This is a genomic window from Luedemannella helvata (assembly GCF_039528415.1).
In the GTDB taxonomy this organism is placed as follows: Bacteria; Actinomycetota; Actinomycetes; order Mycobacteriales; family Micromonosporaceae; genus Luedemannella; species Luedemannella helvata.
The window spans coordinates 1-13,107 of record NZ_BAAALS010000054.1 but is presented as its reverse complement, the minus strand read 5'-3'; the positions used below and the strand labels follow the sequence as shown (position 1 = coordinate 13,107).

The following is a 13,107-nucleotide window of genomic DNA, read 5'->3' as shown; positions in this document are numbered from 1 at the left end:
CCGCATGTCCGCCCTGGACGTGACGGTCGAGTTCACCGAGACGGTGCGCTACTTCGCCGACTTCCTGGTCCTCAACCACGGTGTGGCGTTGCCCACCGACCTGGCCGGTCTCGCTTTCGACGAGGAGATCGTGTCCGGCTGGAACGACGACCCGGGACGTTGGGCCTCTGACGTCATCGTCGCCTTGCGCGGCGCGGCTGAGGAGTGGGAGCGCATCCGGGGCGGTGCCGCATGAGCGACACCACACCGGAGAACACCGTCAAGGCCGGCTTGACGCCCAAGCGTGGCAAGCGGGCCGTGGAGACCAGCGCCTTTGACGCGTTCGCCCGGCGGATCCTGCGCGCGTACGCGCGTCGGGTCGCCGCTGGTGACATCGAGGCCCTGCGGTCTCTTGCCGCTCTCTCCGCTGAGGTCGACGCGGTAACCCGCGAGGCCATCACGGGACTGCGGCAGCAACCGCACGCCTACTCGTGGGCGGAGATCGCCGACCGGCTCGGGGTGACCCGGCAGGCGGCGCAGATGCGCTACGGCAACGGTTCGGGCGGTGCGGCATGACCGACACCACCCCGACGACCGGCTTGGACCGACGGTTGTTGTCCGCCGGCCTGCTGGTCACCGTCGCGTTGCTCGTCGACGTGTACGCCGATCACCACCCCGGTGTGCCCGCGAAGTCGCGGTGCCCCGGATGTGGCTTCGCCTACCCCGACGCAGTCACCGACTGCCCCACCAACCAGGTGGTGCGTCCCCTACTCATCCGCCGCCACGCCGAGAACCGTTCAGCGCTGGACCGGCTGACCCCTGACCAGACCGCCGACCTGGATCTGAACCGCAAGACGCGCCCCAAGCGCGCCCCGGTCAGCAGGTCGGCCCGACACACGCCGAGCCCTGACCGTGGCCCCACCCTGCTCGACCTCATCAACGGAAAGGACTCGACGTCATGAGCAACATCGTCATCGCGGATCCGCGTGTCGCGGCCGTGCGACGTGCCGAAGCGCACACCGTCTACGAGATGCTGCGCCATGGGCGGGCGTCGGGGGAACTGGAGCTGTTCTACGACGGCGCTTACCAGCTGATCGCGAAGTTCGTATGGATCGACTTCACGACTGAAGGCGTCGAGCTCGCGTTCCCCACCATCTGGGGCCGCCCGGACAACGGAGCACTGTCCGTCATAAAGATCAGCGCACCGTACCGCCCGGGTGCCGTGGCAACCCTCGTTGAGGGCATCCTCGCGGCGGTCATGCCATGACCAACAACAACCCCGCGCGTGGGCGTGGCTGGGCCAAGACCGGAGCCGCCCTCGGCGCCCTGGTCTCGGTCGCGGCCAACGTCGCCCACTCGTTCATCCCGCCCGCCGGTCATGTCGGCCCGTGGGCTCCTGAACCGGGCGCGGTCGTCATCTCGATCGTGTGGCCGGTGTTCCTGTTCATCGCTATCGAAATCTTGGTCCGTACCCCGTGGCCGCGCCAGTTCGGCTGGACCGCCACACGGTGGGTCGGGCTACTCCCGGTCGCCCTGGTGGCCGCGTTCGTGTCCTACCGACACTTGTCCGGACTGCTCGCCCACTACGGCGAAGAACCGATCGTGACCGTACTCGGCCCCCTGGCCGTGGACGGCTTGATGATTATGGCTACGGCCGCGATCCTCGCGACCAGCCACCGCACCACCAACACCCACAACCCTGTAACCGCAACCGTTTCCGCCGCTCCGCAGCCAACGACGTCTGTGGACCCGACCCCGGCACCGACTACCGTGCCGGCCCCCGTCGTGGAGCCGACCCCGGTCGTCGTGCCGCAACCGCAACCGGTTCCGACGCCGGCCGAGCTGGCGACCCGGATCGCCACCCAGCCCCGTATCACGATCGACCGCCGCCCGGCCGCCAAGACCGACCCGGCTGCCCGCACCGACCGCACCCGCGAGATCCCGTCGACACCGTCGCCCGCACCGTTGGCACCCTCCGCCACCGACACTCCTGTCACCGGCCCGGACGCTGCACAACGCGCACAGCCGACCGTCACCGCCGAGGACCTCGCGAAGGCGCGTCAGATCGCCGAACAGTACCAGGTTGAGCACGGCACGCCGATCACGACGGGCAAGCTCGCCGTACGGATGCAGAAAGGCACCGACTACGCCGCCCAGCTCCTAGCCGCCGTCAACGCCGACACTGACCCGACCAAGCAAATCCGACCCGTCAACGGCCGTCGCATCGCAGCGAGCGCCCGGTGACTGTCTCGACGCTGACCGTCGCACCCGAAGCCAACGCTTCGGGTGCGGCCCCGGCCGCCGAGCCAGACCCCCTCGGCCTGTCCCTCCTGGCCCGATCCTCGGACCTGCGCCGGCAGGCCATCGCCCGCGCGATCCGCGACGACTTCCCCGACTGGCTGGAGAACGTCAAGGGCGCCGCGACGTGCACCAGCCCGATCCGCCTGGCCGGCACCATGACCACCGTCGAGGCGGCCACGGGGCGGCTGCTGTCCTCGGTCGACACGGCGACCATGCCTGACGGAGTGCTCTACAAGCCGTGCGGCAACCGACGCGAGACCGTGTGCCCGTCCTGCTCGAAGGTCTACCAGCGTGACGCCTACGAGGTCGTGCGGACCGGGCTGCTCGGCGGCAAGGGCGTGCCGGAGCGGGTGTCGCAGCATCCGGCCATCTTCACCACCCACACCGCCCCGTCCTTCGGTGAGGTCCACACCCGCCGTGTGCCGAATGGCCGCCACACGTGTGCGGATCGCAAGCGGTGTGACTGCCGGCCGGACCCGTGCCACGCCCGCCGCGACAACCCCCGCTGCGAGCACGGGCGGCCCCTGGCCTGCTTCGCCCGGCACGACAAGACCGACCGGATGCTCGGCACCCCGTTGTGCCTGGACTGCTACGACCACGACCACCAGGTCGTGTGGAACATCTTCTCCGGCGAACTGTGGCGGCGCACCAAGCAGGCCGCAGACCGCTACCTCGGCCACCTCGCCGACGCACGCGGCATCCCCCGCATCCCCAAAACGGTCGGTGAGGACCGCATCACGTGGATCCCACCCGTGCGCATCGGGCACGGCAAGGTCGCCGAGCTGCAAGCGCGAGCGGCCGTGCACTTCCACAGCGTGCTGCGCCTGGACGGCATCGACCCCGACGACCTGGACGCCATCGTGCCGCCACCGGCCGGATTCACCGTCGACGACCTGCACGACGCGATGCGCTACGCCACCATGCACACCCGGTTCCGGACCCGCTCGCACCCCGACCGGCCGGGCGGATGGGTGATCGCCTGGGGCGAGCAGTACGAGCCCCGCACGATCGCCCTGGCCGGTGACGGGTCGATCAGTGACAGCGTGGTCGCCGGCTACCTGGCCAAGTACGCCACGAAGTCCACCGAGGCGACCGGTCATCTGTCCGGCCGGCTCACCCCGGAGACCGTCGACGTGTACGCCGACCCCGACGGCGACCACATCCAACGGCTCATCGACGCGTGCTGGCGTCTCGGCCGCCCCACCAGCCGGCAGACCCGCACCGTCCCGGCCGGCCGCACGGCCAAGCCAGTCAGGCGGGCCGGTGCCCGGTGGACGTGTCCGGACTGCGACGGCACGACCCGACTCAACTCCTGCCCCCGGTGTACCCCACTGGCCGCGACCCCCGACAGGCCGCGGCCGACGAGCACGGCGCGGAAGGCGGCCAACCGGTTCACGCTGCTGCGCCGGTGGGCGCACATGCTCGGCTACGGCGGGCACTTCCTCACCAAGTCGTCGCGGTACTCCATCACGTTCCGATTCATCCGCGACCAGCGCATCACCTTCCGCCGCAACGAATCCACCGGTCCGAGCCGAGACGGGGCCGTGGCGGAACAGCCGACCGTGCTGGTCGTGAACTTCCTCCAATTCGTCGGCGCCGGCTGGCAAACCCCCGCCGACGCCATGCTCGCCACCACCTCCGCCGCCCTCGCCCGCGAACACCAAGACGCCGCACGACAGCACTACGCAGCCCTGAACAACTAGCAAGAACACCGTCAAGCCGAGCTTGACACCAAAAGCGAGGGAAGGAACGACATGCGTTCGGCAGAGCAGGACCCGTCAGCCGGCGGGCCGCGTGTGCAGGCGGCGGGCATCGACCCGGCCGACCTGCTGACGGGCGATGAGGTTGCTGCGCGACTGCGCGCTACGCCGCGTTTCGTGCGTCGCCTGGTCGCCGAGCGTCGCATCACGTACGTGAAGGTCGGGCGCTTGGTGCGGTTCGAGCCGGCGGCCGTGGATGAGTACATCGAGCGCAACCGGGTCGTGCCGCTGAGTCGGGCGGAGCTGCGGCGTCGCCTTCGGGCGGTGGCGTGATGGCCAACCGCAAGGGACGCCGCCGCTTCGGCAGCGTGCGCAAGCTGCCGTCGGGTCGCTACCAGGCCCGCTACGTCGGCCCGGACGGATTGGAGCGCAAGGCACCAAACACGTTCGCCAACGATCGCGACGCCGGCAAGTGGCTGACCCTGATCGAGTCGGAGATCATCCGGGGCACCTGGACGGCACCGGAGGCCGGCGAGGTGGAGTTGGGCGAGTACGGCCAGCGGTGGATTGCGGAGCGCAAGTTGGCGCCGCGAACCCGTGAGCTGTACGAAGACCTGTTCCGCCTCTACATCCGGCCTCGGCTCGGCGGGCTGAACCTCGACGAGATCAAGCCGCAGACTATCCGTACGTGGCGATCGGCGCTGCTGCGCGACGGCGTGACCGAGCCGCAGGCGGTCAAGTCCTACACGCTGCTGCGGGCGATCCTCAACACGGCGGTCAAGGAAGACGAGATGATCCGGGTGAATCCGTGCCGGATCAAGGGCTACGACACGTACCACACGCCGGAGCGGCCGGTGGCCAACGTCGACCAGGTGTTCGGCCTGGCCGAGCTGATGCCGCCCCGGTTCGTCGCCCTGGTCCTCGTCGCCGCGTTCAGCGGTCTGCGGTGGGGGGAGCTGTCGGCGCTACGGCGCTGTGACGTCGACCTCGACGCGGCCACGGTGCGAGTGCCGCGCAAGGTGGCGCAGCTTCGCAAGCGGATGGAGTTCGGTCCTCCCAAGTCGGCGGCCGGAGCCCGGGTGGTCACCCTGCCGGCGGCGGCCGTGGCAGCTCTGCGTGCGCATCTGGGCGAATTCACCGGCGCCGACCCGGACTCGCTGGTGTTCACGGGGGAGAAGGGCGCCGTGCTGCGCTCGTCGAACTTCCTGCGCGCGACGAGCTGGGCGGCGGCCCGCGTCAGGGCAGGCCTACCGGCGCACTTCACGTTCCACGACCTGCGCCACACCGGTAACACCCTGGCGGCGGCCTCGGGTGCCAGCACGCGGGAGCTGATGCACCGGATGGGGCACGCGAGCATGCGGGCGGCGCTGATCTACCAGCACGCCACCAGCGAGCGTGACCGGGAGATCGCCGCCGGCATGGACGAGCGGATCGCCCGCCGCAAGAAGGCTGCCAAGGACAAGAAGGTCGACCCGGACGACGGCGCTGCCGGCGCCCTGGTCCCGGTCGGCTAATGGCACGCTAATGGCACGAGGTGAGTTGATGATGAGGTTCGCTAACTGGCTGCTCAGCCTCATACGGGCTCTGACCAGCGGTGGAACGAGTGGAGCGGGCGACGGGAATCGAACCCGCACCATCAGTTTGGAAGACTGAGACTCTGCCATTGAGCTACGCCCGCGTGGCCCACGGGTGGGCCGGGTCAAGAGTAGCGGGTGTGCGCCGCTGGGCTGAAGCGGGACGCACGGCGTGGGATCCGACAAGCGGCGTGGGCGGGTCGACCCGTACACTTCTTCCGGCCACGGGGTGTGGCGCAGCTTGGTAGCGCACTCGCTTTGGGAGCGAGGGGCCGTGGGTTCAAATCCCGCCACCCCGACAAATCATCACCTAGGAGTCCACATAATGGGACTCTAGGTGTGTCGTCGTCTTCGCTATCAAACATCCTCCACGCCTGGTGCGCATACGCTGCGGCCCGCTCACCCGGAGGAACTTATGAGGCTTCCGGGCGGAGGGCCGCCGGGGAAGCGGCCTTGGAGATTGGCCGTACGTACCGAATTGGGCGAGTAATTCGGTACGTGATTGCCCTTAGTGTGGTGATCACGCGGACCGCGTGAGGAAGAGGCGAACGCTACTTCGGGCGGTAGGTGGGGGGCGGGTGGTCCGGAGCCCAGGAAGATCAACATGCCGCGCGGATGGGCGATCCGGCCGACACCGCGCGGGGCCCCGGGGTGGCCGCGATAGTCTGACCTCGCCGTCGTGGACCGTCGGCCGGTCGTCCTATGGCGCCCCGGTCGTCGTGTGCGGCGCCCCGGCACAGCGCGGGCGTCGCCGCGCGGGGCGGGCGCGTGCCCGCCTACACTCATGCCGGTCTACGCAACCTGAACCGATCATGATGATCACACAAGGAGTACGCCTGTGAAGAGCACCGTCGAGACCCTGAGCCCGACCCGGGTACGGCTCGCCATCGAGGTGCCGTTCGCTGAGCTCGAGCCGAGCCTGAAGAAGGCGTACCGCGCCATCGCCGGCCAGGTCAACGTGCCCGGTTTCCGCAAGGGCCGCATCCCGGACGCCGTGATCGACCAGCGGGTCGGCCGGGGCACCGTGCTGACCGAGGCCGTTCAGGAGGCCATCCCGACCCAGATCCTCGCCGCCGTGCGCGAGCACGACGTGAAGACGCTGGGCCGCCCGGACGTGGAGATCACCGAGTTCGGTGACGGCGAGCCGCTGAAGTTCACCGCCGAGGTGGACGTGCGCCCCGAGCTGAAGCTGCCCGCGCTGGAGACCGTCGAGATCACGGTCGACAAGGCGGAGGTGAGCGACGAGGACGTCGACACCCAGCTCGACGGCCTGCGCCAGCGGTTCGCCACCCTCAAGACCGTGGAGCGCGCCGCCCAGCGGGGCGATTTCGTGCAGATCGACCTGGCCGCGACCGTGGACGGTGAGGAGGTCCCGGGCGGGTCCGCCACGAACCTCTCCCACGAGGTCGGCAGCAACCAGCTCCTGCCGGGCCTGGACGACACCCTGGCCGGCATGTCGGCGGGCGAGTCCGCGACCTTCACCACCCAGCTGGTGGGCGGCGACTACGCCGGCCGCGACGCCGACGTCTCGGTGACCGTGCGTACGGTCAAGGAGCGCGAGCTGCCGCCGATCGACGACGAGTTCGCGTCCCTGGCGAGCGAGTTCGACACGCTGGCGGAGCTGCGCGCCGACCTGGTGACGCGCCTGTCGCGGGTCAAGCGGGTCGAGCAGCTCTACGCCGCCCGCGACAAGGCCCTGGAGGCGCTCGTCGCCGCCGCCGACGTGCCGGCGCCGGAGGGCATCGTCCGCGAGGAGGTGCGCTACCGCAAGGAGGCCATGGCCGACCAGCTGGAGCGCATCGGCGCCTCGCTGGAGGAGTACCTGTCCTCGGAGGGCAAGACCGAGGAAGACCTCGACACCGACCTGACGACCGCGGCGGCCGAGGGCGTCCGCATCCAGCTCCTGCTGGACACGTTCGCCGACGCCGAGGACATCCAGGTCACCGACGACGAGTTCGGCCACGAGATCGTCCACCGCGCCGAGCGCGCCGGGGTCGCCCCTCAGCAGTACTACGACCAGCTGGTCCGCAACGGCACGGCCGGCGCCGTCTACGGCGACGTGCGCCGCTCGAAGGCCCTGGCGCTCGTGCTGGAGAAGGTCACCATCAAGGACTCGGCCGGCACGCCCATGAGCCTCGACGAGCTGCGTGGGGCCGAGACGGACGCGCACAGCCTCGAGCACTCCTCCTGACCCCGACCGCCCGACCGGTGCGGTGCGCTCACAGCGAACACGTGCGCCCGCACCGGTGCGGAGTCGGATCCACGGGCTAGGGTCGGATCAGCAAAACCGCGCCGCGCACGCGGCCGGCACCACAGCAAGGACTCGACGGGCGAAGGGGCTGCCATGACTGACCTGCACATCCCCGCCGCGCCGATCGGGCGGGGCCCATCCGCCCGGGGCGGCGACCAGCTAGCCGGCAACCTCGACGATTCGGTGTTCAACCGGCTCCTCAAGGAGCGGATCATTTTCCTCGGCACCGAGGTCAACGACCAGGTCGCCAACCGCATCTGCGCGCAGCTGCTGCTGCTCGCGGCCGACGACGACCGCGACATCTGGCTCTACATCAACTCGCCCGGCGGCTCGGTCTACAGCGGCATGGCGATCTACGACGTCATGCAGTTCGTCAAGAACGACGTCGCGACCGTGGCGATGGGCATGGCGGCCTCCATGGGCCAGCTCCTGCTCTGCGCGGGCACCAAGGGCAAGCGGTACGCTCTGCCCCACGCGCGGATCATGATGCACCAGCCGTCCGGCGGCATCGGCGGCACCGCGGCCGACATCGCCATCCAGGCCGAGCAGATGCTCTACACGAAGCGCATGTTCCAGGAGCGCGTCGCGTTCCACACGGGCCAGAACCCGGAGCAGATCGAGTCGGACTCCGACCGCGACCGCTGGTTCACGGCCGAGGAGGCGCGCGACTACGGTTTCATCGACAAAGTGATCACCGGAGCCACCCAGGTTCCGGAGGGCGCCGGGACGCGGAGCTAAAGGGAGCCGATCATGACCGACCTGTCTCTGCCTCCCGCGCTGCGCGAGGTCCACAACCGCTACATCATCCCGTCGTTCATCGAGCGCACGTCGTACGGGGTCAAGGAGTCCAACCCGTACAACAAGATGTTCGAGGAGCGCATCATCTTCCTCGGCGTCCAGGTGGACGACGCCTCGGCCAACGACGTCATGGCGCAGCTGCTGGTGCTGGAGTCGACCGACCCCGACCGCGACATCACCATGTACATCAACAGCCCGGGCGGGTCGTTCACCGCGCTCACCGCGATCTACGACACGATGCAGTACGTCCGGCCGGACATCACCACGGTGTGCATGGGTCAGGCGGCCAGCGCGGCCGCGGTCCTGCTCGCGGCCGGCGCGCCCGGCAAGCGGCTGGCCCTGCCGAACTCGCGGATCATCATCCACCAGCCGGCCACCGAGGGCGGTTACGGGCAGGGTTCGGACATCGAGATCCAGGCCCGGGAGATCCTGCGCATGCGCACCCAGCTGGAGACGATGCTGGCGACCCACACGGGCCAGCCCATCGAGAAGGTCCGTCGGGACATCGACCGCGACAAGATCCTCACGGCTGAGGAGGCCAAGGAGTACGGCCTCATTGACACGATCATGACGAACCGCAAGAAGACCACGGTCACTGCCGGTTCGGTCAGTTGATCTCCTTCCGGTGTGTCCGCCAGCCACGCTGAGCAGGGGCGGCGGACACACCGGAAATGTGAAGGCGGTCTGGGGTCGGAGAATCGCCCCCAACCAGGTAACGTCGAGGCGACGGGCAGCGGCCGGGCGAGGCAGGGAGAACGTAGGTGGCACGGATCGGCGACGGCGGCGACCTACTGAAATGCTCGTTCTGTGGCAAGTCGCAGAAGCAGGTCAAGAAGCTCATCGCGGGCCCAGGGGTCTACATCTGCGACGAGTGCATCGACCTCTGCAACGAGATCATCGAGGAGGAGCTCGCCGAGTCGGCCGAGGTCCGCTGGGATGACCTGCCCAAGCCGATGGAGATCTGCCAGTTCCTCGACGACTATGTCGTCGGGCAGGACCAGGCCAAGAAGGCCCTCGCGGTGGCGGTCTACAACCACTACAAGCGGGTCCAGGCCGAGTCGTCCGGCCAACGCGGCGACGGCGAGCAGATCGAGCTCACCAAGTCCAACATCATGCTCATCGGCCCCACCGGATGCGGCAAGACCCACCTGGCCCAGACGCTCGCGCGGATGCTCAACGTCCCGTTCGCGATCGCCGACGCCACCGCCCTGACGGAGGCCGGCTACGTCGGCGAGGACGTCGAGAACATCCTCCTCAAGCTCATCCAGGCGGCTGACTACGACGTCAAGCGCGCCGAGACGGGCATCGTCTACATCGACGAGATCGACAAGATCGCCCGCAAGTCGGAGAACCCCTCGATCACCCGTGACGTGTCCGGCGAGGGCGTCCAGCAGGCGTTGTTGAAGATCCTTGAGGGTACGGTCGCCAACGTGCCGCCGCAGGGCGGCCGCAAGCACCCGCACCAGGAGTTCATTCAGATCGACACGACGAACGTGCTCTTCGTCTGCGGCGGCGCCTTCGCCGGCCTGGAGACGATCATCGAGCAGCGGGTCGGCAAGAAGGGGCTCGGCTTCGGCGCCAACCTGCGCAGCATCACCGAGCGCAACACGGACGACGTGTTCGCCGAGGTCATGCCCGAGGATCTGATCAAGTTCGGCCTGATCCCGGAGTTCATCGGCCGGCTGCCCGTCTTCACGAGCGTGCGCAGCCTTGACCGGGAAGCCCTCGTGCGGATCCTCACGGAGCCCCGCAACGCGCTCGTCCGGCAGTACCAGCGGCTCTTCGAACTTGACGGCGTCGAGCTGGAGTTCGACGCCGAGGCGCTCGAGGCGATTGCCGACCAGGCGATCCGGCGCGGCACGGGTGCGCGCGGCCTTCGCGCGATCATGGAAGAGGTACTCCTCTCCGTGATGTACGAGGTGCCGAGCAACCCCGACGTCGCCCGCGTGCTCATCACGCGCGAGGTCGTCCTCGAGAACGTCAACCCGACGATCGTGCCGCGCAGCATCGCCAACCGCCGGGCCGAGCGGCACCGCCGCGAGGAGAAGTCCGCCTGACCGAGGCGGGTGATCGGCGCCTCCGTCAGCGGCCTTGACGGCAGCCGCGCATTACCTGAGCATCCCTCGGATGCCCGCCTTCGCAGTGGCCCTCGCCGCGCTGTCCGCCCTCGTCTGGGGGTCTGCCGACTACTGTGGCGGGCGCGCGACCCGCCTGGCCAGCGCCTGGGCGGTCACGGTCCGCGCCCAGTTGGCCGGCGCGGCTCTGCTCGGCGCCGTCGTGTTCCTCTTCCCGGGCACCCTGTACGCCACCGACCTCGCGTGGGGCGGCGCGGCCGGCATCGCCGGCATCATCGGACTTGTCCTGCTGTACCAGGGCCTCGCCACCGGCAACGCGGCCGTGGTCGCGCCCGTCACCGCGGTGACCTCCGCGGTCGTACCGATGATCGTCGGCCTGGTCTCCCAGCGCGTCCCGGACGTGGTCCCGCTGGCCGGGGCGGTCTGCGCTGTCGTCGCGATCGGCCTGGTGAGCGTCGGCCCCTCCGCGCCGGACCATGCGACGCCGGTCGGTCCGCGGGTGCTCGTCCTCGCGCTCACCTCGGGCGCCCTCTTCGGTGTCTTCTTCGTCCTGTTGGCACAGGCCCACGACGATTCGGGCATGTGGCCACTCGTCGGTGCGCGCGTGTGCTCGATCACAGTGGGCCTGCTGTTCATGGCCCGGCTGGGGGTATCGCTGCGCCTGCCGGCTCGTACGGGCGCGTGGGTGCTCGCGGCCGGGATCGGCGACGTCGGCGCCAACGCGCTCTACCTGCTCGCCGCACGGAGTGGGCCGCTCAGCGTGGTCGCCCCGGTCGCCGCCCTGTATCCGGTGGCGACCGTCCTGCTCGCGTTGGTTGTGGACCGGGAACGGATCCGTCCCTGGCAGGGAGTTGGACTGGCGCTGGCGGCCGCCGCCCTCGTCCTCACCGCGATCTGAGCGCAGCCACTACGATCTCGCCATGAGGGTCGCAGTGTGTCAGCTCAACTCGCGCGCGGATCGCGCCGCCAACCTGGCGGTTGCCGCGGACCTGCTCGCCCGCGCGGCCGACGCCGGCGCGGACCTGGCGGTCCTGCCGGAGTACGTCGACTATCTCGGTCCCGCCGACGGCGAGCCCAAGCCCGAGCCCGTGGACGGTAAGTTCGCGGAGTTCTTCGCCGCGGCCGCAGCCCGGCACGGCATGTGGGTGGCGGCCGGGTCGTTCCATGAGGCGGGCCCCGACGCTGCCCACACGTACAACACCTCCCTCGTCTTCGACCGCGGCGGCGCGCTCGCCGCGGCGTACCGGAAGATCCATCTTTTTGATGTTGAGATCCCGGGGCGGGCGCCCTACCGCGAATCGGCGACGGTCGCGCCCGGCGACGAGGTTGTGACCGTGGCCGTCGACGGCGTCGACGTGGGCCTGTCCATCTGCTACGACCTGCGCTTTCCGGAGCTGTACCGACGGCTGACCATCGCGGGCGCGCGGGTTCTGCTAGTGCCGGCCGCATTCACCGCGCACACCGGGCGCGACCACTGGGAGGTGCTGCTGCGGGCGCGGGCGATCGAGAGCCAGTGCTACGTGGTGGCGGCCGGGCAGATCGGCGACCACGAGCCGGGGCGCAGCTGCTTCGGTCGAAGCATGATCATCGACCCGTGGGGGACGGTGGTGGCGCAGGTCCCGGACACGGTGGGCATCGCGGTCGCGGATCTGGACATGGGCCGGGTGGCGCAGGTCCGCCAGGTCGTGCCGAGCGTGGCCAACCGGCGGCTCGGCTAGAGCAGCTGCGCCAGCACGGTCAGCGCGGTGATCACGACGATCACCATGGCGGTGACCACCATCGCGTTCGTCATGCGCGTCGGGCCGCGGCGAGCGAGCTTGGCCAGGCCGAGCAGCAGGACCCCGAGCAGGCAAAACGCGATGGCGGCCTGCCACGCGGGACTCAGTAGACCCATCAGGCCCTCGGCCGCCACCACATCCGTCACAGGACCATCATCCCGCCCCGGGGACCCCGATTTGGAATCCCAACACGGGTTCCGCTAATGTTCTCGACGGCTCCGGTGAGCGAAAGCGAAACCGGGGACGAACAGCCTGGTGGCGGCAGCTGCCGGGCGAGTCGGGACGAGCGCGAGCGAGGCCCGGCGAACCTGAAGATGCGAAGCCGGTTTGAAACGGCGGAGCGAATCGGGTAGAGTAGCCGAGCCGGCAACGAGCCGGGCGGATCACCGCGGAGGTTACCTCCGATCAGGTGGACCGGCCGGGTTGCGGCTCCCCCCGAGTGACAGCAAAACACTACGGTGTGCTGCGCGCGCTTGGGGAACCCCGAGCGATGCGGAACCAATCAGTGAGAACTGGTTGACAACGCGAAGTCGGTCGGGTAAGGTAGGGGAGTTGCCCTGCGAGAGCGGGTCGCGGATGCGGCTCAGGAACGCAGAGGGTGTTTGTTCTTTGAGAACTCAACAGGGTGCTTGATATGCCAGTGCCATTGAA

At 69.3% G+C, this 13,107-nt stretch carries 15 protein-coding genes and 2 tRNA genes; 15 read left to right on the top strand and 2 right to left on the bottom strand.

From position 1 onward, the window contains the following. From ABD191_RS27895 to ABD191_RS27860, 8 genes are all read left to right on the top strand, one after another. On the top strand, positions 1-235 hold a 235-nt coding region (locus ABD191_RS27895), incomplete at its 5' end, for a DUF6197 family protein (protein ID WP_425560897.1). Next, positions 232-555 carry a hypothetical protein gene (locus tag ABD191_RS27890; protein WP_344088607.1) on the top strand — a complete coding sequence of 108 codons (324 nt, stop codon included), beginning with the start codon at positions 232-234 and terminating at the stop codon, positions 553-555. The genes ABD191_RS27895 and ABD191_RS27890, both read left to right, overlap by 4 nt. After that, positions 552-941: a hypothetical protein gene (locus tag ABD191_RS27885; RefSeq protein ID WP_344088604.1), complete on the top strand. Its 390-nt coding sequence runs from the start codon at positions 552-554 to the stop codon at positions 939-941. Before ABD191_RS27890 ends, ABD191_RS27885 begins: the two co-directional genes overlap by 4 nt. Next, complete coding sequence (locus ABD191_RS27880) at positions 938-1,246, top strand: hypothetical protein (protein WP_344088602.1); 309 nt, start codon at positions 938-940, stop codon at positions 1,244-1,246. The genes ABD191_RS27885 and ABD191_RS27880 overlap by 4 nt, the downstream gene beginning before the upstream one ends. Before the next feature lie 167 nt (positions 1,247-1,413). Next, positions 1,414-2,223, top strand: a complete 810-nt coding sequence (locus tag ABD191_RS27875) for a DUF2637 domain-containing protein (protein WP_344088599.1) — start codon at positions 1,414-1,416, stop codon at positions 2,221-2,223. Beyond that, positions 2,220-3,983, top strand: a complete 1,764-nt coding sequence (locus ABD191_RS27870; RefSeq protein WP_344088596.1) for a replication initiator — start codon at positions 2,220-2,222, stop codon at positions 3,981-3,983. The genes ABD191_RS27875 and ABD191_RS27870 overlap by 4 nt, the downstream gene beginning before the upstream one ends. 51 nt (positions 3,984-4,034) lie before the next feature. Next, positions 4,035-4,313 (top strand): helix-turn-helix domain-containing protein, encoded by a 279-nt coding sequence (locus tag ABD191_RS27865; protein WP_344088593.1) that lies wholly within the window; start codon positions 4,035-4,037, stop codon positions 4,311-4,313. Then, on the top strand, positions 4,313-5,494 hold the full coding sequence (locus tag ABD191_RS27860) for a tyrosine-type recombinase/integrase (protein WP_344088590.1): 1,182 nt from the start codon (positions 4,313-4,315) through the stop codon (positions 5,492-5,494). Before ABD191_RS27865 ends, ABD191_RS27860 begins: the two co-directional genes overlap by 1 nt. Before the next feature lie 90 nt (positions 5,495-5,584). Here the strand turns inward: ABD191_RS27860 and ABD191_RS27855 are convergent. After that, positions 5,585-5,658, bottom strand: a tRNA-Gly gene (locus ABD191_RS27855). A gap of 121 nt (positions 5,659-5,779) precedes the next feature. Here ABD191_RS27855 and ABD191_RS27850 point away from each other — a divergent pair. The 7 genes from ABD191_RS27850 to ABD191_RS27820 all read left to right on the top strand — a co-directional run bounded on the left by ABD191_RS27850 (position 5,780) and on the right by ABD191_RS27820 (position 12,396). Next, positions 5,780-5,853: transfer RNA gene (locus ABD191_RS27850), tRNA-Pro, on the top strand. Between the two features lie 539 nt (positions 5,854-6,392). Next, positions 6,393-7,745: a trigger factor gene (tig, locus tag ABD191_RS27845; RefSeq protein ID WP_344088587.1), complete on the top strand. Its 1,353-nt coding sequence runs from the start codon at positions 6,393-6,395 to the stop codon at positions 7,743-7,745. A gap of 153 nt (positions 7,746-7,898) precedes the next feature. Next, a complete protein-coding gene (locus ABD191_RS27840) occupies positions 7,899-8,543 on the top strand; it encodes a ClpP family protease (protein WP_344088584.1) in 645 nt (214 codons plus the stop codon). Positions 8,544-8,555: 12 nt separating this feature from the next. Next, positions 8,556-9,218 carry an ATP-dependent Clp protease proteolytic subunit gene (locus ABD191_RS27835; RefSeq protein WP_344088581.1) on the top strand — a complete coding sequence of 221 codons (663 nt, stop codon included), beginning with the start codon at positions 8,556-8,558 and terminating at the stop codon, positions 9,216-9,218. Positions 9,219-9,364: 146 nt separating this feature from the next. After that, positions 9,365-10,660 carry an ATP-dependent Clp protease ATP-binding subunit ClpX gene (gene clpX, locus ABD191_RS27830; protein ID WP_344088578.1) on the top strand — a complete coding sequence of 432 codons (1,296 nt, stop codon included), beginning with the start codon at positions 9,365-9,367 and terminating at the stop codon, positions 10,658-10,660. 70 nt (positions 10,661-10,730) lie between these two features. Further along, positions 10,731-11,576 carry an EamA family transporter gene (locus ABD191_RS27825; RefSeq protein ID WP_344088575.1) on the top strand — a complete coding sequence of 282 codons (846 nt, stop codon included), beginning with the start codon at positions 10,731-10,733 and terminating at the stop codon, positions 11,574-11,576. A 22-nt stretch (positions 11,577-11,598) separates the two neighbouring features. Beyond that, complete coding sequence (locus ABD191_RS27820) at positions 11,599-12,396, top strand: carbon-nitrogen hydrolase family protein (RefSeq protein WP_344088573.1); 798 nt, start codon at positions 11,599-11,601, stop codon at positions 12,394-12,396. On the opposite strand, the gene ABD191_RS27815 is transcribed toward ABD191_RS27820, so the two are convergent. Next, positions 12,393-12,602 carry a hypothetical protein gene (locus ABD191_RS27815; RefSeq protein ID WP_425560896.1) on the bottom strand — a complete coding sequence of 70 codons (210 nt, stop codon included), beginning with the start codon at positions 12,600-12,602 and terminating at the stop codon, positions 12,393-12,395. The two genes, ABD191_RS27820 and ABD191_RS27815, sit on opposite strands and share 4 nt — an antisense overlap. Positions 12,603-13,107 lie beyond the last annotated feature (505 nt).

Excerpts from the sequence above, each read along its gene's own strand:
- ABD191_RS27860 (WP_344088590.1), top strand. The coding sequence starts at position 4,313 with ATGGCCAACCGCAAGGGACGCCGCCGCTTCGGCAGCGTGCGCAAGCTG.
- ABD191_RS27835 (WP_344088581.1), top strand. The coding sequence starts at position 8,556 with ATGACCGACCTGTCTCTGCCTCCCGCGCTGCGCGAGGTCCACAACCGC.
- ABD191_RS27890 (WP_344088607.1), top strand. The coding sequence starts at position 232 with ATGAGCGACACCACACCGGAGAACACCGTCAAGGCCGGCTTGACGCCC.
- ABD191_RS27885 (WP_344088604.1), top strand. The coding sequence starts at position 552 with ATGACCGACACCACCCCGACGACCGGCTTGGACCGACGGTTGTTGTCC.
- ABD191_RS27840 (WP_344088584.1), top strand. The coding sequence starts at position 7,899 with ATGACTGACCTGCACATCCCCGCCGCGCCGATCGGGCGGGGCCCATCC.
- ABD191_RS27865 (WP_344088593.1), top strand. The coding sequence starts at position 4,035 with ATGCGTTCGGCAGAGCAGGACCCGTCAGCCGGCGGGCCGCGTGTGCAG.
- ABD191_RS27820 (WP_344088573.1), top strand. The coding sequence starts at position 11,599 with ATGAGGGTCGCAGTGTGTCAGCTCAACTCGCGCGCGGATCGCGCCGCC.
- ABD191_RS27825 (WP_344088575.1), top strand. The coding sequence starts at position 10,731 with ATGCCCGCCTTCGCAGTGGCCCTCGCCGCGCTGTCCGCCCTCGTCTGG.
- ABD191_RS27880 (WP_344088602.1), top strand. The coding sequence starts at position 938 with ATGAGCAACATCGTCATCGCGGATCCGCGTGTCGCGGCCGTGCGACGT.